At 66.9% G+C, this 22,577-nt stretch carries 20 protein-coding genes; 6 read left to right on the top strand and 14 right to left on the bottom strand.

The window, feature by feature from the left end:
• Positions 1-51 precede the first annotated feature (51 nt).
• The gene (locus H977_RS0106580; RefSeq protein WP_029107107.1) at positions 52-681 is read right to left on the bottom strand and encodes a TetR/AcrR family transcriptional regulator; all 630 of its coding nucleotides are present in this window, start codon (positions 679-681) and stop codon (positions 52-54) included.
• Positions 682-894: 213 nt separating this feature from the next.
• Here H977_RS0106580 and erm point away from each other — a divergent pair, with 213 nt between their 5' ends.
• Positions 895-1,635: a 23S ribosomal RNA methyltransferase Erm gene (gene erm / locus H977_RS0106575; protein WP_036475239.1), complete on the top strand. Its 741-nt coding sequence runs from the start codon at positions 895-897 to the stop codon at positions 1,633-1,635.
• Here erm and H977_RS0106570 read toward each other — a convergent pair.
• Both H977_RS0106570 and H977_RS0106565 read right to left on the bottom strand, forming a co-directional pair.
• Positions 1,632-1,925, bottom strand: a complete 294-nt coding sequence (locus H977_RS0106570) for a DUF3017 domain-containing protein (RefSeq protein ID WP_029107105.1) — start codon at positions 1,923-1,925, stop codon at positions 1,632-1,634. The two genes, erm and H977_RS0106570, sit on opposite strands and share 4 nt — an antisense overlap.
• Positions 1,922-2,773 carry a bifunctional methylenetetrahydrofolate dehydrogenase/methenyltetrahydrofolate cyclohydrolase gene (locus tag H977_RS0106565; protein ID WP_029107104.1) on the bottom strand — a complete coding sequence of 284 codons (852 nt, stop codon included), beginning with the start codon at positions 2,771-2,773 and terminating at the stop codon, positions 1,922-1,924. The genes H977_RS0106570 and H977_RS0106565 overlap by 4 nt, the downstream gene beginning before the upstream one ends.
• A 63-nt stretch (positions 2,774-2,836) precedes the next feature.
• On the opposite strand from H977_RS0106565, the gene H977_RS0106560 reads away from it, so the two are divergent.
• Entirely contained in the window at positions 2,837-4,060 is a 1,224-nt protein-coding gene (locus H977_RS0106560; RefSeq protein WP_029107103.1) for an NADH:flavin oxidoreductase, read from the top strand.
• A gap of 23 nt (positions 4,061-4,083) precedes the next feature.
• Positions 4,084-4,965 carry a hypothetical protein gene (locus H977_RS0106555; protein ID WP_036475386.1) on the top strand — a complete coding sequence of 294 codons (882 nt, stop codon included), beginning with the start codon at positions 4,084-4,086 and terminating at the stop codon, positions 4,963-4,965.
• Here H977_RS0106555 and H977_RS0106550 read toward each other — a convergent pair.
• Complete coding sequence (locus H977_RS0106550) at positions 4,962-6,731, bottom strand: outer membrane protein assembly factor BamB family protein (RefSeq protein WP_036475384.1); 1,770 nt, start codon at positions 6,729-6,731, stop codon at positions 4,962-4,964. The genes H977_RS0106555 and H977_RS0106550 overlap by 4 nt on opposite strands.
• Before the next feature lie 76 nt (positions 6,732-6,807).
• Here H977_RS0106550 and H977_RS0106545 point away from each other — a divergent pair, with 76 nt between their 5' ends.
• A complete protein-coding gene (locus tag H977_RS0106545; protein ID WP_029107100.1) occupies positions 6,808-9,465 on the top strand; it encodes an FHA domain-containing protein in 2,658 nt (885 codons plus the stop codon).
• An 18-nt stretch (positions 9,466-9,483) separates the two neighbouring features.
• Here the strand turns inward: H977_RS0106545 and H977_RS0106540 are convergent, their stop codons facing one another.
• The 5 genes from H977_RS0106540 to H977_RS0106520 are packed head-to-tail and all read right to left on the bottom strand — an operon-like array spanning position 9,484 to position 14,493.
• The gene (locus H977_RS0106540; protein WP_029107099.1) at positions 9,484-10,059 is read right to left on the bottom strand and encodes a pentapeptide repeat-containing protein; all 576 of its coding nucleotides are present in this window, start codon (positions 10,057-10,059) and stop codon (positions 9,484-9,486) included.
• Between the two features lie 3 nt (positions 10,060-10,062).
• A complete protein-coding gene (locus tag H977_RS0106535; RefSeq protein ID WP_029107098.1) occupies positions 10,063-10,674 on the bottom strand; it encodes a GTP-binding protein in 612 nt (203 codons plus the stop codon).
• On the bottom strand, positions 10,655-11,020 hold the full coding sequence (locus H977_RS0106530; protein ID WP_029107097.1) for a DUF742 domain-containing protein: 366 nt from the start codon (positions 11,018-11,020) through the stop codon (positions 10,655-10,657). Before H977_RS0106530 ends, H977_RS0106535 begins: the two co-directional genes overlap by 20 nt.
• Before the next feature lie 36 nt (positions 11,021-11,056).
• Positions 11,057-11,464, bottom strand: coding sequence for a roadblock/LC7 domain-containing protein (locus H977_RS0106525; protein ID WP_029107096.1), 408 nt, complete (start codon positions 11,462-11,464; stop codon positions 11,057-11,059).
• Positions 11,461-14,493 (bottom strand): HAMP domain-containing sensor histidine kinase, encoded by a 3,033-nt coding sequence (locus tag H977_RS0106520; RefSeq protein ID WP_029107095.1) that lies wholly within the window; start codon positions 14,491-14,493, stop codon positions 11,461-11,463. Before H977_RS0106520 ends, H977_RS0106525 begins: the two co-directional genes overlap by 4 nt.
• A gap of 331 nt (positions 14,494-14,824) precedes the next feature.
• Between H977_RS0106520 and H977_RS0106515 the strand changes: the two genes are divergently transcribed.
• A complete protein-coding gene (locus tag H977_RS0106515; protein ID WP_029107094.1) occupies positions 14,825-15,289 on the top strand; it encodes a tRNA (cytidine(34)-2'-O)-methyltransferase in 465 nt (154 codons plus the stop codon).
• Positions 15,290-15,400: 111 nt separating this feature from the next.
• Here the strand turns inward: H977_RS0106515 and H977_RS0106510 are convergent, their stop codons facing one another.
• Together H977_RS0106510 and H977_RS0106505 are read right to left on the bottom strand one after the other, a co-directional pair.
• A complete protein-coding gene (locus H977_RS0106510; protein WP_029107093.1) occupies positions 15,401-16,054 on the bottom strand; it encodes a nitroreductase family protein in 654 nt (217 codons plus the stop codon).
• A gap of 158 nt (positions 16,055-16,212) precedes the next feature.
• Entirely contained in the window at positions 16,213-16,785 is a 573-nt protein-coding gene (locus H977_RS0106505; RefSeq protein WP_029107092.1) for a hypothetical protein, read from the bottom strand.
• A gap of 318 nt (positions 16,786-17,103) precedes the next feature.
• Here H977_RS0106505 and H977_RS0106500 point away from each other — a divergent pair, with 318 nt between their 5' ends.
• The gene (locus H977_RS0106500) at positions 17,104-18,033 is read left to right on the top strand and encodes a hypothetical protein (protein ID WP_029107091.1); all 930 of its coding nucleotides are present in this window, start codon (positions 17,104-17,106) and stop codon (positions 18,031-18,033) included.
• Positions 18,034-18,055: 22 nt separating this feature from the next.
• Here H977_RS0106500 and H977_RS0106495 read toward each other — a convergent pair whose 3' ends face one another.
• The 3 genes from H977_RS0106495 to H977_RS0106485 form a co-directional block, all read right to left on the bottom strand.
• Positions 18,056-18,742 (bottom strand): FadR/GntR family transcriptional regulator, encoded by a 687-nt coding sequence (locus H977_RS0106495; protein WP_029107090.1) that lies wholly within the window; start codon positions 18,740-18,742, stop codon positions 18,056-18,058.
• Between the two features lie 68 nt (positions 18,743-18,810).
• A complete protein-coding gene (locus H977_RS0106490; RefSeq protein ID WP_036475235.1) occupies positions 18,811-19,110 on the bottom strand; it encodes a hypothetical protein in 300 nt (99 codons plus the stop codon).
• Positions 19,111-19,294: 184 nt separating this feature from the next.
• Complete coding sequence (locus H977_RS0106485; protein WP_029107088.1) at positions 19,295-22,564, bottom strand: error-prone DNA polymerase; 3,270 nt, start codon at positions 22,562-22,564, stop codon at positions 19,295-19,297.
• Between the last annotated feature and the right edge of the window lie 13 nt (positions 22,565-22,577).

Raw genomic sequence — 22,577 nt, 5'->3', positions numbered from 1 at the left:
GTGTGCGTCGGTTTCGACGCCAGGGCAGTTGACTGGCCGCCACCCCAACCCTCAGGTAGAAGTCGGCGGTGATGGTTCGGGCAGCCCCGCGGCCACCGCCGCGAACCCTTTGCGCAGCAATGACGTGAAAGACACTGGTGGATCTGAGATCCCGTACTCGTCCATCGCGACATCGCCGACCGCGCGCACCACGGCCGCCACCAGCCGCGGGTACATGTCCCGCTGCGGATCCGTGCCCGTCCGCTCGGCGATCGCCGCGACCCACTCTTCGGCCATCCCGCGGAAGGTCACATCGCGAATCTCCGGGATCATCAGCAGTTTTCGGACCTCGGCCAGCTGTTCGCGGGTGGGCAGCGCGTTCTCCACACCGTAGACGTCCGACATGTCGGCGTCCACCGGTTTGATCACCGATTCGGCGATGGCGGTCCACAGCGGCTCATCCGCCGGACGCCTGCGCAGCATTTCGATGCTGCTGCGCATCCGTTCCTGTTGCCGGTAGGCCAGGGCGTCGTACTTGCCGGCGAAGTAGTTGGTGAACGTGCGCAGCGAGACCCCGGCCAGGTTGGCGATGTCCTCGCGGGTGACGTTCTCCAGCCCACGTTCGAACGCGAGGCTCAGCGCGGCATCGCTCAGCGCCCTGCGGGTGTCGAGTTTCTTGCGTTCTCGCAGTCCGGGTGCCATGGCTTCACGGTAACCAAATATTGCACATTAGGCAAGATTGCCTTTTGGGCATCTCCTGCGGCGCCAATAATCAGTTGAAGCCAGGCCGCCACCTGCCTACCGTGGCAGCCATGTCAGTGACCTACATCCGCTTGCGCATCACATAGCCGGCGGATCTTCACCCTTTCGGAACATCCGCCGCAGCAGCTCTGTCCCTGCGTCTGCGGAGTATCCGTGTCTTCAACTCATCACGGCCGGCACGAGTACGGCCAAAACTTTCTGTGCGACCGTCGAGTGGTCGCCGATATCGTCAAAATCGTCGCGCGCACAACAGGTCCCATCGTCGAGATCGGCGCCGGAGACGGCGCGCTGACCCTGCCGCTGCAACGGCTGGGCCGCCCGTTGACCGCCATCGAGATCGACCGCCGACGGGCCGGACGACTCGCGAACCGGACCTCGGCCGAGGTGCTCAGCACCGACTTCCTGCGGTACCGGCTGCCGCCGACGCCGCACGTGGTGGTGGGCAACCTGCCCTTTCACCTGACCACCTCGATCTTGCGGAAGCTGTTGCACGGGCCGGGCTGGACTGATGGCGTACTGCTGATGCAGTGGGAGGTGGCCCGGCGGCGGGCCGCTGTCGGCGGCGCGACCATGATGACGGCGCAGTGGTGGCCGTGGTTCGAGTTCGATTTGGTGCGAAAGGTTTCCGCGGACGCGTTTCGGCCACGGCCCGGCGTCGACGGCGGGCTGCTGGCCATCAAGCGCCGCGACGAACCCCTGCTCCCGTGGGCCGACCGCCGCCGGTACCAGGCCCTGGCACACGAGGTGTTCACCGCGCGGGGCCGTGGTCTGGCGCAGATCCTGCGACCTCACGTGGATCGGCGATGGCTGCGGCTCAACGGAATCCACCCGTCGGCACTGCCACGGGACATGTCCGCACAGCAGTGGGTGGCCTTGTTCGCCGCGGTCGGCTAGCTGGTGCCGAGCGGGTCGATGGTCCAGGCGATGTAGAGCACCACCGCACTCACCGTCGCCGTGGTGGCGAAGTCGATGGTTCGCGAGCGCACCACCAGAAGCCCGGCCCGGTCATCGGCCAAGGCCAGGCGCAGCGCCGCGGCGGCGCCCACCCCGATGCCGATGAACAGCGCGCCGCGACGCCAGTAGCCCGCCACCACCAAGGCGAAGGCCGCGACGAAGATGAGCCCGACCACCAGGATCGGCCACTGCCCGGCAACCACCTTGCGGACGAACTCCTTTGCTGTCACGCCAGTTTCGACTCTTCGAGCTCGACGACATTGGTCAGCAGGAACGCGCGGGTCAGCGGACCCACCCCACCCGGATTGGGCGACACGTGCCCGGCCACATCCCAGACATCGGGCGCGACATCGCCGGCCAGCTTGCCTTCCACCCGGCTGACGCCGACATCGACGACGGCCGCACCCGGCTTCACCATGTCCGCGGTGACCATGTGCGGCACACCGACCGCTGCGATGATGATGTCGGCCTGCCGGGTTAGCGCGGGCAGGTCCCGGGTGCCGGTGTGGCACAGCGTCACGGTGGCGTTCTCCGAACGCCGGGTCAGCAGCAGACCCATCGGCCGGCCGACGGTGACCCCACGTCCGATCACCACGACATGCGCCCCCGCGATCGGTACGTCGAACCGGCGCAGCAGGTGCACGATGCCGCGGGGCGTACAGGGAAGAGGCGCGTCCTTACCCAGCACCAGCCGACCGAGATTCGTCGGGTGCAGTCCGTCGGCGTCCTTGGCCGGATCGATGCGCTCCAGCGCCGCGTTCTCGTCAAGATGCTTGGGCAGCGGCAGCTGCACGATGTACCCGGTGCACTCCGGGTTGGCGTTGAGCTCGTCGATGGTCTCGTCGAGTTGGGCCTGGGTGATGTCGGCAGGCAGATCTCGGCGGATCGAGTTGATACCCACCTTGGCGCAGTCGGCGTGCTTGCCGCGCACATAGGCCTGCGACCCCGGGTCGTCACCGACCAGCACGGTCCCGAGGCCGGGTGTCCGGCTGCCCTCGGCCAACTTCGCTACGCGCTGCTTGAGGTCGACGAAGATCTCGTCGCGCGTCGCCTTACCGTCCAAAACAATCGCACCCACGGCTGCCATTGTGTCAGGCACTGCGGCGGGCCGCGCAAAGTTGCACTGTGGCAGGCTTCGTACATGAACACTCAGCCCAATGTGTTCACTGATGTTTTCAGTGAGGCCAAGCTCGGCCCCGTGACGTTGCGCAACCGCATCATCAAGGCCGCCACCTTCGAAGCGTCCACGCCCAATGCGCTGGTCACAGACGATTTGATCAACTACCACCGACTGCCCGCGGCCGGTGGCGTCGGCATGACCACCGTCGCCTACTGCGCGGTGGCTCCCGGCGGCCGCACCGACGGCTGGCAGATCTGGATGCGGCCCGAGGCCGTGCCCGGACTGACCAAACTCACCGAGACCATCCACGCCGAGGGCGCGGCCATCAGCGCCCAGATCGGCCACGCCGGGCCCGTCGCCAACTCCCGGACCAACAAGGCCACGGCGCTCGCGCCGGTGCGGTTCTTCAACCCGCTGTCGATGCGGTTTGCCAAGAAAGCCTCGCTCGACGACATCCGCGAGGTCACCGCAGCTCACGCCAACGCCGCGCGGCTGGCCATCGACTCCGGGTTCGACGCGGTCGAGGTGCACCTCGGCCACAACTACCTCGCCAGCTCGTTCCTGTCCCCGCTCATCAACCGGCGCACCGACGAGTTCGGCGGATCGCTGGAGAACCGGGCGAAGGTGGCCCGCGGACTGGTGCGCGCGGTGCGCGACGCCGTCGACAAGCACGGCGACAAGAAGATCGCCGTCATCGCCAAGCTCAACATGAGCGACGGCGTCCGCGGCGGCATCCCGATCGACGAGTCGCTGCAGACGGCGAAGTGGCTCGAGGAGGACGGCGGCCTGGACGCCATCGAACTCACCGCGGGCAGCTCGCTGGTCAACCCCATGTACCTGTTCCGCGGCGGCGCCCCGGTCAAGGAGTTCGCCGCGAACTTCAAACCCCCCATCAGCTGGGGGATCCGGATGAGCGGCAACAAGTTCTTCCGCGAATACCCTTACCACGAGGCGTATCTCATGCGCGACGCCGAGAAGTTCCGCGCCGAGCTGACCATGCCCATCATCCTGCTGGGCGGCATCACCAACCGCGAGACCATGGACCGGGCGATGGCGGCCGGCTTCGAATTCATCGCGATGGGCCGCGCGCTGCTCGCCGAGCCGGACCTGCTCAACCGGATCAAGGCCGAGGAAGACAAGGGTTCGGTCAAATCGCTTTGCACACACTGCAACATGTGCATGCCGACCATCTACAGCCATACCCATTGCGTGGTGACGGGAGCTCCGGACACACTTGTGAGGTGAGCACAGATTTCACCAGTGACACGATGGTGACCTACCGCTATGTGCGGGTCGGCCTGGTCGCGCTGGTGGTGTTTCTGTTGACCTCATTGGCATTGACGTGGGCGCACAGTTGCCCGCAGGGCTCGATCAGCGCGTTCTTCTACACCCGTACCCACGCGGTGTTCCTGGCCTCACTGTGCGCCATCGGCATCTGCCTGATCGCGTACAAGGGCAGCCGGGTCGGTGAGGACGCGCTGTTGAACTACTCGGGCTTCATGGCGTTCATCGTGGCCCTCGTGCCCACCGGCCCCGACGACCTCTGCCGCCCTTGGCTTCCCACGGTGACCGACCCGTTCGGCGGTGTCGCCAACAACGTCGCCGCATTGTTCGTGGCCGTCGCCGCAGCCACCGGGATGTACCTGGCGCTGGAGCGCTGGCGCCGTCCACAGTCAGCACCGGTGGCGTCGGCCCCCTCCTGCGAAGAGGCCGCCTCACCGTGGAAGACGATTGCCACCACGCTCCTGAGTATCGAAAAATGGTTGCCGGCAGCGCTATTGGTCATCTCTATCGCCGGCGCGCCGCTGATGTTGTGGGGCTGGTTCGCCGACCACGCACACGTGATCGCGGCGGTGGCCATGTTCCTGGCCATCACTCTGGTGGCGGTCTACCACGCGTGCTACGCCAGAGCCGCCGTGCGCCGGCACCTGGCCAGGTTCTACGCGACCATCGCCACGCTCATGCTCGTCACCATCGTGGCCGGAGTCGTGCTGCTGATCCTGGGATGGCACTTCTGGGTGATCGCCGTCGAGCTCGCCCTCATCGTGCTGTTCGCCGTGTTCTGGGCCGTGCAGACCTGGGACGTCTGGGACGCCCAGGACCGCTACCCCGCAGAAGCCGTTCCCACGCTGGCCAATACACCCGCCTAAGGGGTGTACCCGTCGACCTGCAGCGCCTGCCCGTCGCGCCGCAGCACCAACACGGCGCCCGGGGTCGGGACGAGTCCTTCGACCGACTCGGCAGGGACCGTCGCGGTCTGAGCGCAGGTCTTCGCGTCGAACGTGCGCAGCGATCCCGCGCCGCCCCGGGGACCACGGTCGGCGAGCACCAGGCTGTCAGGGAACGTGACAAAGGCAGGCTGATCGACTCGTAGGCTCGGCACATTCGTCCGAACCGGCTCGACGCCATCGGGAACCTGGCATCGCTGATGCCCGTCAGGACCGAACAGGGTCAGTCGGGTGGCGCGGTCGGTCAGATACCACACCACGAAGTCCTCACCGGGACCGTATGTTTCCGCGGGACGCCCGTCTGCCGGTAATGCGGTCACCACACGGTGAGCGATGTCGGCATACAGTGCACCGCCCGGCGCACCGGATCCGAGCAGTGAAACGAAGACTCCGATACCGTTCGCCGGCCTGGCCCCGAGTTTGAGGTAGCGCTGTTCGATCGGCAACGACGGGTCGATCGGCTTGTCCGTCAGCACTGTGTCCCAACCGGTTTCCCCGGTTTCGGGATCGAGCACCGTCAACCAGACCTTGCCGTCCTGGCATTGGACCGTCGACACCACACCCGAAGCGGTCACCAGAGGTTCGACGATGCCGCATCCGGGGTGCGGTGCGGGCACGCTCCACATCGCGCGGCCGGTCCGACCGTCATACCGGGTCCAGATGCGTTCGTCGTTCCAACCGACGATGAACGGACCGGTCGCAACACTGAAACGCCCGCGGGCGGCCTCCTGCAGATCTGTGGCCGCACCGATCCACAACCGCTGCCCGGTGATGGCGTCCAGGCCGACAAGACCGCCGTCGATGAAGGCCAAGACCGTGGCGCCACCGTCGATGACCCGCATCCCGGTGACGCCCACATCGCCGGGCCCGGTACGGGCGTAGTGCCAGCGCTCCTTGCCGTCGGGACCGTAGGCCGTGATGCGGCCGTCCCGGTACACCGCGAAACCCGCTCCGGCAGAAGCGATGTCATACGCCGGCAGGCGCTGGTCGGAGAACGCGTCGGGCACCGACACCGTGAACGTCCGCTTCCCCAACGAGTTGGGCACCGCCGGAACATCGGTAGCTGAGGCCGTCGTCGCATCGACGAAGCGCCCGTCGTCACCAGCCCGCAACGCGCCCACGGTCACCACCGCGGCAACCACGACGGCGATCGCTGCACCGACAGCCAGCAACCTCGCCGCGGCGCGGTCCAGCCGCGGGACGGCCCGCGCCGCGAGGAACGTCGCCGCCGCACCGGCCAGACACAACCACCACGACGCCATGCCGGCGGGCAAGGCCGCGGTGACCGGCGAACTGTCCATCACCATCCGGTAGAACTCCGGGATCCCCTGGCTGACGTAGGCGATGAACAGCAGCGCCGCCACGCCTGCCGTCCCAGCCGGAGTCGCGGCCAGGTCACGGCCCGTGTGTCCACGCCAGACGCCGTAGGCCATCGCCGCGATCAACACGACCGCGATCACCGCCACGGCCAAAGCCATCCGGTTCGGCAAAGCGTCGCCCCAGCGGTGCAGGCCGACCACGTACCAGGCGCTTTCGGCGGCGCTGCGCGGTGCGGCCAACCGCGCCCACGCGCCCAGCACCGCGGCCCACACCAACAACACCACTGCCGCTCCGGCCAGCACCGTGCCGACCGACCGCAGCACGCCCAGCACCCGGCCGGCCGTCTTCCGCGACCTTTCAGAAACCATGTGAGCCATCGTCACACGCCGCGACACCGCCGCAACGGCCCAGCCCCGGTGAAAAGTACCGATAGAGTTGAGCGCGATGAGCCCTGCGCTGACCGTTCGTTACGACGGATCGACCCGTACCTTTGCCCCGGGCAACGATGTCGTCATCGGCCGAGACCTCCGAGCCGACGTCCGCATTGCCCACCCGCTGATCTCGCGCGCGCACCTGGTGCTGCGCTTCGACCAAGGCCGATGGGTCGCGATCGACAACGGCAGCCTCAACGGCATGTACGCCAACGGCCGCCGGGTGCCCTCGATCGACATCCATGACGGCCAGGTGGTCAACATCGGCAACCCGGACGGACCCCAGGTGACCTTCGAGGTCGGACGACACCAGGGCTCCGTCGGCCGGACGCCGACCGCGGCCGTACCGATCGCCAACCGGCCCAGCGGCGCCTGGCCCACCCAGGCAGCCGCTCCCGGACGCCAGCAATACGGTCAGCCACCTGCGGCCCAGCGCCCGGGCTACGCCTCCGGCCCGCAACCGCGCTACCCGACGCCGTCGACCGGATACCCGAGCGGGCCGCAGGGCGGCTACCCCAGCGGACCACAAGCCGGGTATCCGAGCGGGCCGCAGGCCGGTCACCCCAGCGGGCCGCAGGCGTATCAGTCGCAGCCGGTCCGCAACAACGCGAACCCGGCCCAGGCCCCGACCACGATGGGTCCCGCGGCCACGCCAGACCGCGGCAGCAGCGAGCCCGGCGGCAACATCGCGACCAGCATGATGAAGATCCTGCGGCCCGGGCGCACCGCCGCGGCGCCGGCAGGCGCGGTGAAGATCGGCCGCAACACCGACAACGACATCGTCATCCCCGACGTACTGGCCTCACGGCATCACGCCACGTTGATCCCTCTGCCCGGCGGCACCGAGATCCGTGACGAGCGCAGCATCAACGGCACGTTCGTCAACGGCGCGCGGGTGGACTCGGCGGTGCTGCACGACGGTGACGTGATCACCATCGGCAACGTCGACCTGGTGTTCTCCGGCGGCACCCTGGTGCGCCGCAGCGAGACCGAGGCCGACACCCGCACCGGCGGGCTCGAGGTGCGCGGCCTGACCTGGACCATCGAGGGCAACAAGACGTTGCTCGACAACATCTCGCTCGACGCCCGGCCGGGCACCCTCACGGCGGTCATCGGGCCGTCCGGCGCGGGCAAGTCGACGTTCGCCAAACAGGTCGCCGGCTACACACATCCGACCAGCGGCACCGTCGCCTTCGAGGGCCACGACGTCCACGCCGAGTACGCCTCGCTGCGTTCCCGGATCGGCATGGTCCCGCAGGACGACGTGGTGCACGGCCAGCTCACCGTCCGGCAGGCGCTGATGTTCGCCGCCGAGTTGCGGCTGCCACCCGACACCACCAAGGAAGACCGCGAACAGGTCGTCATGCAGGTGCTCGAGGAACTCGAGATGACCAAGCACCTCGACACCCGCGTCGACAAGCTCTCCGGCGGACAGCGCAAGCGCGCCTCGGTCGCACTCGAACTGCTGACCGGCCCGTCACTGCTGATCCTCGATGAGCCCACCTCAGGCCTGGACCCGGCGCTCGACCGCCAGGTGATGACGATGCTGCGCCAGCTCGCGGATGCCGGCCGTGTGGTACTGGTCGTCACGCACTCGCTGACCTACCTCGACGTGTGCGATCAGGTGTTGCTGCTGGCCCCCGGCGGCAAGACGGCCTTCTGCGGCCCGCCCGACCAGATCGGCCCCGAACTCGGCACCACCAACTGGGCTGACATCTTCAGCACCGTCGCGGGCGATCCGGCCGAGGCCCACCGGCGCTTTCTGGCCCGCACCGGCCCGGCACCCGCGGCCGAGGCATCCTCGAAACAGCCCACCGACCTGGGTGAACCCGCCAAGACGAGCCTGCTGCGCCAGTTCTCCACGATCGCCCGCAGGCAGATGCGGCTGATCATCTCCGACCGCGGCTACTTCATCTTCCTGGCGCTGCTGCCGTTCATCATGGGCGTGTTGTCGCTGTCGGTGCCCGGCACCGTCGGCTTCGGCGTACCCAACCCGATGGGCGACGCACCCAATGAGCCGGGCCAGATCCTGGTGCTGCTCAACGTCGGCGCGATCTTCATGGGCACCGCACTGACCATCCGCGACCTCATCGGCGAGCGGGCGATCTTCCGCCGTGAGCAGGCCGTCGGCCTGTCCACCACCGCCTATCTGCTGGCCAAGGTCTGCGTGTACTCGGTGTTCGCCATCGTGCAGTCCGCGATCGTCACAGCCATCACCATCGCGGGCAAGGGCTGGGGCGAAGGCGCGGTGGACAAGGGCGTGTTCCTGCCCAACCGATCCCTCGAGCTGTTCGCCAGCATGGCCGCCACGACCGTCACCGCCGCGATGGTGGGCCTGGCGCTGTCGGCGCTGGCCAAATCCAACGAGCAGATCATGCCGCTGCTGGTGGTCGCGATCATGAGCCAGCTGGTGTTCTCCGGCGGCATGATTCCGGTGACCGGCCGTGTCGGGCTCGACCAGTTGTCCTGGATCACCCCCGCACGGTGGGGTTTTGCCGCGTCGGCCTCGACCGTCGACCTGATCCGCCTGGTACCCGGGCCACTGACACCCAAGGACGCGCACTGGGAGCACACCACCAGCACGTGGCTCTTCGACATGGCGATGCTGGCCGCGCTGTCCGTGTTCTACGTCAGCTTCGTGCGCTGGAAGATCCGCCTGAAGGCCGGCTGAGTTCGTCTCGCTGAGAAGCTAGCCGCCGTGGACGTCGAGACCGTGGGCGGCCGAGTAGGCCAGCGCCTGGGCGATGTCGATCTTGGCGCCGCGAACTTTCGCGGTGGTCCAGAACGTGGGGTCGACGCGGGCGCCGCGCAGATCGGCCTCGTCGAGCTTGGCGTCCTGCACCCGGGCGCCGGTCAGGTCCGCCTGCCGTAGCACCGCCTTGCGCAGGTCCACCCCGACCAGGCTGGCCTCACGCAACCGGCAGTCCGACAGGTCGACGCCGCGCAGATCACAGCCGCCGAGCACCGCCAGGGTCAGATCCGACTCCACGATCTTGATCGGCCGCAGCCGGCACTCGGTGAACACCGAACCCAGCAGGCTGCAGTTGGTGAACGTGCTGTGCCAGAGCGTGGCGCGGCGGAACGTGCAGTTGCGGAACGCCGAGCCGAAATGCTGTGACTCGGACAGGTCCACGCCGCTGAAATCGCACTCGGTGAACACCACACGATCGGTGCGCAACCGGCTCAGGGCGCGGTCATATTCGTCGGTCCGGAAATCGACGCCGGTGAATTCCCTGTCCGCCCAGGCCGTTTCGTCAGCTGCCACGCCTCAGCCGGGCAGCGCGCTGAGGGTGGTCAACGAGTACTCGGTGACCGCGATCAGCGCGGCCTTGGCCGAGTTGCGGTCGCGGGCATCGACGGCCACCACCGGGATGTGTTCCGGCAGCGCCAGGGCCTTGCGCACGGCCTGGGTGGGATGCTTTGGTGCGTCGTCGAACTCGTTCACCGCGACGATGAACGGCAACTTGCGGGCCTCGAAGAAATCGACCGCGGCGAAGCTGTCCTGCAGGCGTCGTACGTCGACCAGGATGATCGCACCGATCGCGCCGCGCACCAGGTCGTCCCACATGAACCAGAACCGGCGCTGTCCGGGTGTACCGAACAGGTACAGCACCAGATCCTCGTCGAGGGTGATCCGGCCGAAGTCCATCGCGACGGTGGTGGTGCGCTTGTCCGGGGTTCCGTCCAGGGCGTCGACACCCTCAGAGACGTTGGTTACCAACGCTTCTGTACGGAGCGGCATGATCTCGGACACCGCGCCCACGAAAGTCGTCTTCCCTGCCCCGAACCCGCCGGATATGACGATCTTGGTGGACGCGGCCCCACGTCGGGGGGCGCCACCGCCGGAGGCCGAGCGGGGATCAGAGTGCTCGTAGGCCACGCAGGGTCCTTCCAATCAATTCGCGGCGTTCGTCGAAGCTAGCCGAATCATCGAGGGTGGCTTCCACCCGTAGATAACCCTGCGTCACCAAGTCCCCGATCAGCACGCGCGCCACGCCGAGGGGGAGGGATAAATGTGCGGCAATCTCGGCAACCGAAGGACTGCCGGTGCACAACTCTACGATCTGTGCGCGCACATCGTGCCCCGTCCAACGCGGTTCGCGCGTCGTGTCGGTTTTTTGCACCGGTGCTTCCAGCGGAAGATGCACGCGTGAGTCGGTACGGCCGGCCGTCAATGTGTACGGCCGCACCAAACTCGGTCGATCAGTGGCTTCTGGTTCGTCCACAGGCACCTCGCGAAGGGCAAGAAGGGGTCAGGGGACTCAGGACGGTTGCGGCGTGCGGCGGGAGGACTGCACCACCGCACCGACCCGCTCGACCAGGATGGCCATCTCGTAGCCGACCTGTCCGATGTCGCACGACGGGGCGGTCAGCGTGGCCAGGTTGGAGCCGTCACCCACCCGCATCAGCAGGAGGTAGCCGTTCTCCATCTCGACCACCGACTGCATCACGTGGCCGCCGTTGAACAATTGGGATGCGCCGGTGGCCAGACTGGCCAGGCCGGAGGACACCGCGGCGAGCTGGTCGGCCCGCTCGATGGGCATGTGTTCGCTGGCTGCCATCAGTAGTCCGTCGGCCGAAACCAGCACCGCGTGGGACACCCCGGAAACCTCGCGGGCGAACTTGGACACGAGCCAGTCCAGGGAGTCGCGCTGCGTCGGACGGGTCATTCGTTATCGGTTCCTCTGGTCTCACGGGCATGCGATCGTCCGGCGTGCACGCCTCCGAAAAGGTTGCTGGTGCTCGTCCGGACAGCCTCGGGATCGCGTGGTTTGAATGCCGCGAACATGCCGCTGTCAGGTTCGTCTGCCGATGCTACCGCCTCGGAGCCGTCGTCGTTACGGTGCACTCCACCGTTGCGGTGACGGCCGTTGGACTCGCCGGATGCCGCGGCGACGGCTGCGACGCCGCCCGGCACGAGACGGGCGCCCGGCGTACGCATGGGCAGGCCTTCCTCGGTGTGCTGGTCGACCGGCGCATCCTGCGCGGCGGCAGCCACCGACCAGCCCTTCTCCCAGACCGTCTGCCAGTCCAGGTCGGCACTGCGCACATGCGTGGTCGGGTCGATCTCGAATTCCGAGACCATCGACTGATAGATCGAGTCGCCTTGGACATCCGAGCTTTCGTCCTCGGCCGCGACGGCTTCGACCGGTTCCTCGGGTACGCGCTCGGCATGATGCGCCGCACCGTTGACGCCCTCGGCGCCGTTCAGGCCGCTGTGGCCGTTCAGGTCGCTGGCACCGTTGAGACCGCTGTGACCGTTCAGCCCGTTGAGTCCGTTGAGTCCGTTGAGTTCGTTGACCGCCCCGGCACCGTTGACGCCGTTGACGGCGGCCTGCCCGCGGGAGGCGAAGAACGACGAGGTGTTGGTCGGAGCCTGGCGCCCGGCCTCCACGTCGTCATCGGCTTCCGTCTCGGACCCCGCGCCGGCCTCACCCTTGGCTGCTTCGCCCTTGGCCAGGGCCGCACTCTCTTCGGTATGCACCGGCCACTGCTGTGGCCACTCCCCGACCGGCTCACCCTCGGGCTCCTCCACCTGCTCCTCGGCCGGCGCGTCGGCGTCCGGTTCCGGTTGTGGGGCAAGCGTGCCCGGCAACTCCGAGATGCCGCTGGCACCCGGACTGCGCTGGGGCAGCAGGTCGAACGGCACCTCGGCGCCGTTGATGTGGGGTTCGTCCGGGCCCGACCCGAACACCGACGCATCGGCCGGGTCGGCGTCCGACGACAAGGCCGTCGCGATCCCGGCATGGGCGTCGACGGGCCGCCCATAAGGCAGGTCGTCGACCGCGTCGCCACCGTCGCGGGCCAAGAGTGTGGCAGGGATGTACACCCCTGCCGTGGTGCCCGAACTCGGTTCTTCGGCGACGGTGCTGCGCAGCCGCACCACCAGGCCGTGCTGGGTGGCCAGGCGCCCGACCACGAACAGACCCATGTGACGCGCTGTGTATGGGTTGACCTCACCGCCTGACTGCAGACGGGTGTTGGCGACCCGCAGGTCGGCCTCGGTCATGCCCAGGCCGACATCGCTCACCTCGATCACCAACGCGCCCTTGGCCGCATGCACCGCCGACACCCGCACCTGCGAGATCGGCGGTGAGTAACGCAGCGCGTTGTCGAGCAACTCCGCCAGGAGGTGGATCAGGTCGCCCGCCACCGAACCGGTGATCTCGACGTCGGCCACCGATGCGGTGACCACGCGGGCGTAGTCCTCCACTTCCGAGGCCGCGGCATTGATCACGGTCGCCAGTGGCACCGGACGACTGTGCTCACGTGCGAGCTTGGAGCCGGACAGCACCAAGAGGTTCGCGCCGTTGCGTCGCATGCGGGCGGCCAGGTGGTCGAGCCGGAACAGACTTTCCAGACGCTCCGGATCGTCCTCGTTGCGCTCCAGCTGATCGATGAGCGACAACTGCTGGTCGACGAGCGAGCGGCTGCGCCGCGACAACGTCTCGAACATGTCCGCGACCTGCAACTGCAACTGAGCCTGTTCCCCGGCGAGGAACACCGCCTGCTCGTGCAGCTCGTCGACGGCATGGGCCACCTGACCGACTTCTTCGGTGGTCTGCACGGGAATCGGGATGACCGGCACCAGCTCGCCGCCGGCGCGGACCCGCTCGATCTCCTTCGCCAGGTCCTGGTGCGCGACCTTGAGCGCGCTGTCGCGCAGCGTCCGCAGCGGGCGAACCAGCGAGCGGGCCACCAACAACACGATGACCATGGCGCTGACGATCGCGGTCGCCACGAGGATGGCGTCCCGGACCGCGTCATTGCGAGCCTCGTTGGCCTGGGCCTCCACGGCGGCCGGAATGGCCGCGGTGGTGTCCTCGATGATCTGCTCGGCGATCTTGTTGGTCGCATCCAGCGAGGCCAGCATGTCCGGGTTACCGACGAGCGGGATGCCGGGATTCGACATCATCGCCATGCGCTTGACCATCTCGGCACGAAGCGTCGCCGCTTCCTCGGAGCCACCGCCGAGCACCTTGGTCAGCGCGGCGACCGTGGACGGCTCGGTACCGGCCATCGTGATCATCGACGTGCGCAGCAGCGGCTCCGGCTCGTCCCCACCCCGGTTGACCAGCATCCGCTGGATCGCCATCTGACCGCGGGCACCGACCGCTCGGGCCAGGGCCTCCACCTGGGCGGCAACCGCCTGCTGGTTGCTGTGCACCGAGCCGGTGATCGCGGCTTCGCCGGTCAGCAGCAGCGGGCCATAGTCGAGGATGCGCTGACGCAGATCGATCGAATTGGACATCACCGCGTCGACGAGCTGCTGTCCCTTGCCGAGAAGCCCGGACACGGCCTGATCGACATCTTCGGGCACATCGGTGGCGTCCACCCGTTGCTGCAGGTCCGATTTGCGCTCGTTGAACGTGGACACCGCCGACTGTCCGTCGCCACCCTCGGTGGCTGCGATGAGCACGCCCTCCATGGCGGCCATATATCTGTCGATATCGGGGATCAATTCGGCACGATCGGCCGCCACCCGCAGATCGCCTGCAGCGTCGGCGCTGGCATAGATGCGCAAGCCACCGAACGTCGCGGCCAGGATCAACGGCACGAGGACGATCGCCAGAACCTTCCTGGTGACCGGCCAGTTGGCAGGCGACCAGCGCGAAGGGCGCTTGGCCGGAGCCGATGGTGCGGGGGAAAATTCGACGAGGGTGCCGTCAGCCTGTTTCAGCTGCGTAAAGGCAGTCATCGGCGCCCAACCGTGCTACCGGCTGTGTGGCCGCAATTTACTCGTGGGGCGTGTTTCATAAGACTTCCTGCTGTTTCCGCCCACGCAGGGGCGGGCGTCAAACGCCTTGGCAATTGCACGAGTATGACAGCAGCTCGCGAGCGTTTCCACAATTCTTACTGAACAGACAGAGTTCGTGACCGAGCCGTAGCGCAGTTGTGTGGTAATCGAGCAAACAGTGCTGTCCTTGCCGAATCGGATGCCGCTTTTCGGTTCCTATTCGAGGTGCCGATTCACACCTCAATTCGGTCCCGATTAGCTCATCGACGCGCCTTCGTACGATCATCGTCGGATGTTCCGGGTGTTGTTCTTTTCTCCCCGCATCGCACCCAACACCGGTAATGCGATCAGGATGGTGGCAGGTACCGGGTGCGAGCTTCACCTGATCGAGCCGTTGGGTTTCGACCTTTCCGAACCCAAGCTGCGCCGGGCCGGCCTGGACTACCACGACCTGGCATCGGTGACGGTGCACGCCGATCTGGAAGCCGCCTGGCGCGAGCTGATGCCGGCCCGCGTCTACGCGTTCACCGCGCACGCGTCGACCCCGTTCACCGATGTCTCCTACCAACCCGGAGACGTGCTGATGTTCGGCCCCGAACCCACCGGACTGGATATGCGGACCCTCGCCGATCCCAATATCACCGCACAGGTGCGTATTCCGATGCTCGCGGGCAGACGGTCACTGAATCTCTCGAATGCCGCGGCCGTCGCCGCCTATGAGGCATGGCGCCAACACGGGTTCGCCGGCGGCGTCTAGTTACGCAACGGGCGTGGGCCGCCACGCGACCCACGCCCGAATCTCACAGAGACTTCATACTCCTGCTTCACAAAAACATCTGGGGCAACAGGTGCCCCAGGACGCCCGGGGTCACCAGCTGTCCCAGTGGGAGAACTGCTCGGCTGGAAGGCGCTTGGCCTTCTTGAAATCGGTTCCCACGGTGTAGGCGATCGGGAACAGTCCCGCCTGCGCGTACCGATCGAACGGGATGCCCAGCAGTTCGGCAGCCTGCTTCTCGCCGTCACCGAGCAGGTGCAGCGTCGTCCATGCCGAGCCCAGGCCACGGGACCGCAGCGCCAGCATGAAACTCCACACCGCGGGCAGCAGCGACCCCCAGAACGACGCGGACATGCCGGCGGGCGCTCCGTCGGGACGGCCCTCCAGGCACGGGATCAGCAGCACCGGTGCCTTCTCGAAGTTCTCGTTCAGATACTTGGCCGAACTCATCACCGCATCGATCTGCTGGTCGCGGATGTCACCGCGCTCGGGCTTCGGCAGATCCAGGTACGGGTTGGCGTTCGACCGGTAGATGTCGGCCAGCGCCTTCTTCTTTGCCGGGTCCTCGACGAAAACCCATTGCCAGCCTTGCGCATTCGAGCCGGTGGGTGCCTGAAGCGCCAGGTCCAGGCACTCTGTGATGACCTCGCGCGGCACCGGCTTTTCGAAGTCGAGACGTTTGCGCACCGAGCGAGTGGTGGTCAGGAGTTCATCGACGGTCAAGTTCAGGGCTGGTTCGGCTGTCATGTCGCGAGACTACAACGTTCAGCGAAACGTCCACCGAAACCCGAACAGCTCCCCAGCAGTTTGCTGGGGAGCTGTCAATCATCGTGCGCCGCAGTGAAACTCAGCTAACCGATGAAGGTAGCGAACCGTCGCCGGATCGACGACGTCGCACGGGTCTATCAGCCGGCGTTCTCGGAGACCAGCACGGGTTCCCAGCCGTTGGCCTGCGACTCTTCGGACGACCCGTATTCAACCGGGTTCGGAACCGCATGGATGCCGTGGTCGTCGCCGGGCAACCCGCCCAGCGCCGCGATGGTGTCGCGGATCTTCTGCGCCTCCGCGTCGGTCGGCGTTGCGCCGGCCTCGAGTTCGTCGAGCAGGCCGTCACGCAGACCGGCGCCGTTGGCCACTTCCTGCGCCGACAGCTTGGCGTGGACGCGGGTGACGTAGATCTGCTGTCCCAGAGAGGATCCCGGCGCCGCGGCGGCGTGGGCCATCAGCGAGTCGTACCGCTGACGGACGCCGCTCAGCGCCACGATGACCGCGGGAGACGGCCGGTTGCTGCTGGCGGCCTCGGACAGGGAGGCGCGCAGCTTCCGCAGGCCGGACAGGACGACGTCGGCGCGCTTGTGGAACTTCTTGTCCTCGGGGAAGGGCAGTGCGTCGATAGCGGCGGAATACATGTGCATCGCCGCTTCCGACAGACTGACGATGACCGCCGAATCACCTTCCAGCGTCGCGTTTTGTCCCATGGGCCCTCAATTCTCAAGCGAAAAGTTCAACAGAAACCGAGCGGCCGGTGACCGGACCTGTGGATCCGATTCGCCGCCGCTCACGGTGAGCACGCCGATGACACTAGCGGTTGAGGAGCGGCCCGTCATCGCTAGGGGCACTTGAAGAATGACGAAAAACAGAGTATGCGAATGCGGGAGTCACCGACCGGTAGCACCCGCTGGGGAGGATGGCCTTACTCTGAACGCCGGCACGGTGGCAGGCTTGCCCGACGGGAGGTCGACATGGCCGGACTAACTGAATCGACAAGGGTCGCTGAGTCTTCAGGGGGCGCCCCGTTGAATCACGCCGAGAACGGCGACGCGACCGAACCCATGCGCGTGGCCGTGCTGGCTCCGGACCCCGCCCCCAAGGCGTTGTCGGCCGACAGAAGGGCCGGTATCGGATGGCTGGTGGGCGGCGGCCTGGGCGTCCTGGCCATCGGTTTGTACCTGGTGTTCAGCCCCGGCGAGGCGGGAAGCAAGGCCGACTGGTTCTTCGGTGCCGTCGTCTTCGTCGTCGTGATGGTGACGATGTGGCTGACCCTCACCATCCAGCGGCAGGCCAAATACGACATCGCCAGCGCCGACGAGCGTCTGCGCCGGGAGCTGGCGGCGGCCGACGAACGCTCGGCGCTGGAACTGGCCTTGACGCAGAAGTGGCATCGGGCGCAGATGGAGTCCCAGCAGAAACTGCATCAAGCCGAACTCGTGGCTCAGCAGGAACTGGCCCGCATAGAACGCAACAACCTGCTCGATCAACTGCAGAAGCAGGCGATGATCGAAGTGTCACGGGCCGTCGGCGCACACACCAGGATGCTCGCGACGCTGTGGTCCGAAGGGGCGAGTCAACTGCGCAACCCCGACCGCGACGAGCGGGAATCCGCGATGAACGCGATCTTCGAGCAGATCAGCCAAGTGGTGAGCGACGTTTCGGTCGAACTGGACAACGCCCACCTGGTCAGCCAGGACGACCGGCTGCAGGATGCACTCAACCGGGTCAACGACGCGGTGTTGATGGCCATCCAGGTCGCCGAGGATCTGCACGCAGACGTGGTCGAGGGGCGCACACCCGAAACCAATCCCATCCCGGCGGTGCAACGTCTCTTGCACGAGCGGGCCACTGCCGCTCGGCGGATGGCGTGGTCGCTGTTGCGGACCGGGCTCGAGGACAGCACGCAGGCCACCGCGAATCAGGGCGACAGCGCGACCAACTCTCTAATGCCGTGACACCGCAGGAGAACTGGGCACGCTAACGCGTCGGCGCCCCGGGGACGGTGCACACCATGACGCGGCGGGCCACGAGAGCCGCCGCCCGCGGGTCGCCTCGTTCGATTGCCGAGTAGAGATCCGCGTGTGCCTTCTCGTCGCGACGGACGGTGGCCTCGGACCAATGGTCATGACTGGAGAAGATCTCTTCGGCCGTGGCCCGGAGCGTCCCGCCGAAGGAGTCGTACAGCATTACGAGCACCGAGTTGTGCGTTGCCGCAACGATGCCGGCATGAAACCGCAGGTCGGCTTCGATCAGGTCCGCTGTAGTCGACGCCGACTGCCGCGCTGTCAGGGCCCGCTTGATCTCATCGATATCCGCGCGGGTGCGGCGATGGGCGGCCAGCCGGCCCGCCTCGACCTCCAACAGCAGCCGAACCTCGGTGACGTCGCCGATATCGGATTGCCTGATCTGACGATCGAGTTCTGATACCGGGGTCGCGGAAACCACGAAGGTGCCCGAGCCTTGCCGTGAACTGAGTTGCCCGGAGGCGATCAAGGACCGCACCGCTTCCCTGCTGGTGGACCGGCCGACGCCGAGGAGCCTGGCCAGTTCCTGCTCATTCGGGATCCGGGCACCAACCGGCCACTCGCCCTGCTTGATCAGCCGACTCAGTTCGGCGCTGCACTGCACGACAAGCGAATCACGTTCGACCGCTCGAACCGCCACCCCAGCCTCCTCGTCATCAGATACCGGCAAGGTCCTCTGATGAGCTTAGGTGTTGCGGGTCGAGCAGCTCAGCACTTGACGTCGACATACACGGTCTTACCGGTGACAGTGGTGGAGAGGTCGCCACCCGGGACCCCGTGATCGGTGCGCGAGTACGTCTGGCCGGGCCGAACCGCAGTCACCGCGCAGTTCTCGGAGCGTCCGGTGCCAAATCTGTTGACCACGACGGCGTAGCCCTTGGCCTTGAGCTGGCTGACAACCTGATCGACCGACGACGGCCCGGATGGCGCCGCTCCGACCACGGGGGCCGGACCGAACAACACGCCCAATAGAGCTGCACCAGCGCCCAACGAGCCGCCCAGTGACATTGGGTGCACCGGCTTGTGAGTACAGCGAAACCGCCTGGTGGACATGCTGTTCATATCGCTATCCCTTCCACGCTTCGGGCCCTGCGTGACCTCCGGCTTGACTCGAAATTGCTCAGGTCCTCTGAGCACTTTGACCATAACACCATTTCATCCAACAAAGTAAGGGTTACCTAACTCACAGAGCTCAGCGGAAGTCTCGCGACCGGGAGCCGACTCTCAGTTGGACCGGGTCCATCCGGTCGGCGATCACGGTGACCGCTCCCGTGGCGTTCTGCACGATGCCGCGGACCACCAGTGCCGGTGCCGTCTGCGCCAGCTTGCGGTAGCGCGCCCACACACCGGGGGCACACAACACGTTGACCATCCCGGTCTCGTCCTCCAGGTTCATGAACGTCACGCCCTGCGCGGTCGCCGGACGCTGCCGGTGAGTTACCGCCCCGGCAACCAGGATCCGCGTTCCGTCGACGACGCCGAGCAACTTGTCGGCCGGAATCACACCGAGCGCGTCGAGGTCGGCGCGCAGGTACTGGGTGGGATAGCTGTCCGGTGAGATACCGGTGGCCCACACGTCGGCGGCCGACAGCTCGAGCGCGCTCATCCCCGGCAGCGGAGGGACATGCGAGGAAGAACCCACTCCCGGCAGCCGGTCCGGCCGTTCGGAGGCCGCCGCGCCTGCCGCCCACAACGCCTCGCGCCGGCTGACCCCGAAGCAGCCCAGCGCGCCGGCGGTGGCCAGCGCCTCGGTCTGGGGTACCGACAGCTGTACCCGGTTGGTCAGATCGATGAGTGAGGCAAACGGGCCGTTGGCATTTCGTTCGTCGACCATACGTTGGGCCAACTCGTCACCGATATGGCGGACACTGCCCACCCCCAGCCGCACGTCCATGCCGCGATTTTCCAGTGTGGCGTAGGCCAGGCTGGCGTTGACGTCAGGGCCGTGCACCGCCACCCCGTGCCGGCGCGCGTCGGCGACCAGCGACTGCGGCGAGTAGAAGCCCATCGGCTGGGCCCGCAGCAGCGCCGCACAGAACGCTGCGGGGTGATGCAGTTTGAACCACGACGAATAGAACACCAGCGACGCGAAACTCAGCGAATGGCTTTCCGGGAAACCAAAATTGGCGAATGCCTCCAGCTTCTCGTAGATCCGTTCGGCCACCTCGCCGGTGATGCCGTGCAGCCGTCGCATACCGTCGTAGAAGCGGCTGCGCAGCCGGCGCATCTTCTCGGTGGAGCGTTTGGAGCCCATCGCCCGGCGCAGCTGGTCGGCTTCGGCCGCGGTGAAACCCGCACAGTCGACAGCCAATTGCATGAGCTGTTCCTGGAACAGTGGCACCCCAAGGGTTTTGCGCAACGCGGGTTCCATCGATGGATGGTCGTAGGTGACCTTCTCCAATCCGTTGCGCCGCTTGATGTAGGGATGCACCGAGCCGCCCTGGATCGGCCCCGGCCGGATCAGTGCCACCTCCACGACCAGGTCGTAGAATTCCCTCGGTTTGAGCCGGGGCAGGGTGGCCATCTGCGCACGGGACTCCACCTGGAACACCCCGACCGAGTCGGCTTTCTGCAGCATTTCGTAGACCGCGGGTTCGGACAGATCCAGCTTGGCCAGGTCGACGGTGATGCCCTTGTGTTCGGCCAGCAGATCGATGGCGTAGTGCAGCGCCGAGAGCATACCGAGGCCAAGCAGATCGAACTTGACCAAACCGATTGCCGCACAGTCATCTTTGTCCCACTGGAGCACGCTGCGGTTGGCCATGCGGGCCCACTCCACCGGGCACACGTCAGCGATCGGACGGTCACAGATCACCATGCCGCCAGAATGGATGCCGAGGTGGCGGGGCAGGTTGGCGATCTGGGTGGCCAACTCGATCACTGGTTGCGGAATCTCGGCCGCCTCCGGTGAATCCGGGCGCCCGTCCCACCTGCTGAGGTGCTTGCTCCAGGCGTCCTGCTGCCCCTGGGAGAACCCCAGCGCCCGGGCCATGTCGCGGACCGCACTGCGACCGCGATAGGTGATGACGTTGGCCACCTGCGCGGCATAGTCACGACCGTAACGCTCGTAGACATACTGAATGACGTTCTCGCGCAAGTCTGATTCGATGTCGATGTCGATGTCCGGCGGGCCGTCGCGGGCGGGAGACAGGAACCGCTCGAACAGCAGCTCGTTGGCGACCGGGTCGACGTTGGTGACCTTCAGTGCGTAACAGACCGCCGAATTGGCTGCCGATCCCCTGCCCTGGCACAGGATGTCGTTGTCCCGGCAGAACCTGGTGATGTCGTGCACCACAAGGAAATAGCCCGAGAACTTCAGCTGCTCGATGATGCGCAGTTCATGTTCTATCTGCGCATATGCCTTCACCGCCCGCTCGGGTGGCCCATACCGCTCGGCCGCCCCGGCCATCACCAACTCGCGCAACCAACTGTCCTCGGTATGCCCTGCGGGGACGTCGAACGGTGGCAGTTGCGGGGCGATGAGCGCCAGCCCGAAGGCACACTGATCACCGAGATCCGCTGCGGCCGTCACGATCTCGGTACCGAACAGCCTGGCCATCTCCTCCCCCGACCGCAGGTGGGACCCGCCGAGCGGGGCCAGCCAGCCCGCGGCGGTGTCCATCGAGTTGCGGGCCCGGATCGCGGCCATCGCCATGGCCAGCCGGGCCCGGTCGGGAGCGGCGAAGTGCGCACCCGTGGTGGCCACCACGTCGAGGCCGAACCGCGGGGCCAGGCCGGCCAGGATGGCATTGCGTTCGTCGTCACACGGGTGGCCGTGATGGGCGAGCTCGACACTGATCCGGTCGGCCCCGAACCGGTCCACCAGATCCGCCAGCGCGGCGGCGGCAGCTTCCGGCCCACCCCGGGAAAGAGCCTGACGGACATGGCCTTTGCGGCATCCGGTGAGAATGTGCCAGTGCCCACCGGCGGCCTCGGTTAGCTCGTCGAAGTCGTAGCGGGGCTTGCCTTTCTCGCCTCCGGCCAGGTGCGCCTTGGCGATCTCCCGGGACAGCCGTCGATACCCTTCCGGACCGCGGGCCAGCACCAGCAGATGTGGGCCGGGCGGGTCGGGATCCTCCGTGCGGGGAATGTTCCCCAGCGACAACTCGGCACCGAACACCGTGGCCACGTCCAACTCCCTGGCCGCCTCGGCGAACCGCACCACCCCGTAGAGACCGTCGTGATCGGTCAGTGCGAGCGCCCGCAGGTTGAGCCGGGCCGCCTCCTCGACCAACTCTTCCGGCGTACTCGCGCCGTCGAGGAAGCTGTACGCCGAATGCGCGTGCAGTTCGGCGTAGCGGACCGACGTTCGCGGCCGGTCGAGTTCGGGTGGCTGATAGCTACCGCGCTTACGCGACCAGGCCGGACTGTCTCCGCCGTCGCCCTCGGCGGGCCGCAGCAACCGGCCGGAGAGCACCCGCTCCATCTCCGACCAGCTCGGCGGCCCGTTGTGCCATCCCACCACGCCAGTGTAT

Source organism: Mycobacterium sp. URHD0025 (assembly GCF_000426065.1).
Classification (GTDB): domain Bacteria; phylum Actinomycetota; class Actinomycetes; order Mycobacteriales; family Mycobacteriaceae; genus Mycobacterium.
The sequence above is the reverse complement of the archived record's forward strand: the minus strand, read 5'-3'. Positions and strand labels throughout refer to the sequence as shown.

Bases quoted from the DNA above. Each gene is read 5' to 3' on its own strand.
- H977_RS0106580 (WP_029107107.1), bottom strand. From the start codon at position 681: ATGGCACCCGGACTGCGAGAACGCAAGAAACTCGACACCCGCAGGGCG.
- H977_RS0106560 (WP_029107103.1), top strand. From the start codon at position 2,837: ATGAACACTCAGCCCAATGTGTTCACTGATGTTTTCAGTGAGGCCAAG.
- H977_RS0106555 (WP_036475386.1), top strand. From the start codon at position 4,084: ATGGTGACCTACCGCTATGTGCGGGTCGGCCTGGTCGCGCTGGTGGTG.
- H977_RS0106550 (WP_036475384.1), bottom strand. From the start codon at position 6,731: ATGGTTTCTGAAAGGTCGCGGAAGACGGCCGGCCGGGTGCTGGGCGTG.
- H977_RS0106545 (WP_029107100.1), top strand. From the start codon at position 6,808: ATGAGCCCTGCGCTGACCGTTCGTTACGACGGATCGACCCGTACCTTT.
- H977_RS0106525 (WP_029107096.1), bottom strand. From the start codon at position 11,464: ATGACCCGTCCGACGCAGCGCGACTCCCTGGACTGGCTCGTGTCCAAG.
- H977_RS0106520 (WP_029107095.1), bottom strand. From the start codon at position 14,493: ATGACTGCCTTTACGCAGCTGAAACAGGCTGACGGCACCCTCGTCGAA.
- H977_RS0106515 (WP_029107094.1), top strand. From the start codon at position 14,825: ATGTTCCGGGTGTTGTTCTTTTCTCCCCGCATCGCACCCAACACCGGT.
- H977_RS0106510 (WP_029107093.1), bottom strand. From the start codon at position 16,054: ATGACAGCCGAACCAGCCCTGAACTTGACCGTCGATGAACTCCTGACC.
- H977_RS0106505 (WP_029107092.1), bottom strand. From the start codon at position 16,785: ATGGGACAAAACGCGACGCTGGAAGGTGATTCGGCGGTCATCGTCAGT.
- H977_RS0106490 (WP_036475235.1), bottom strand. From the start codon at position 19,110: ATGTCACTGGGCGGCTCGTTGGGCGCTGGTGCAGCTCTATTGGGCGTG.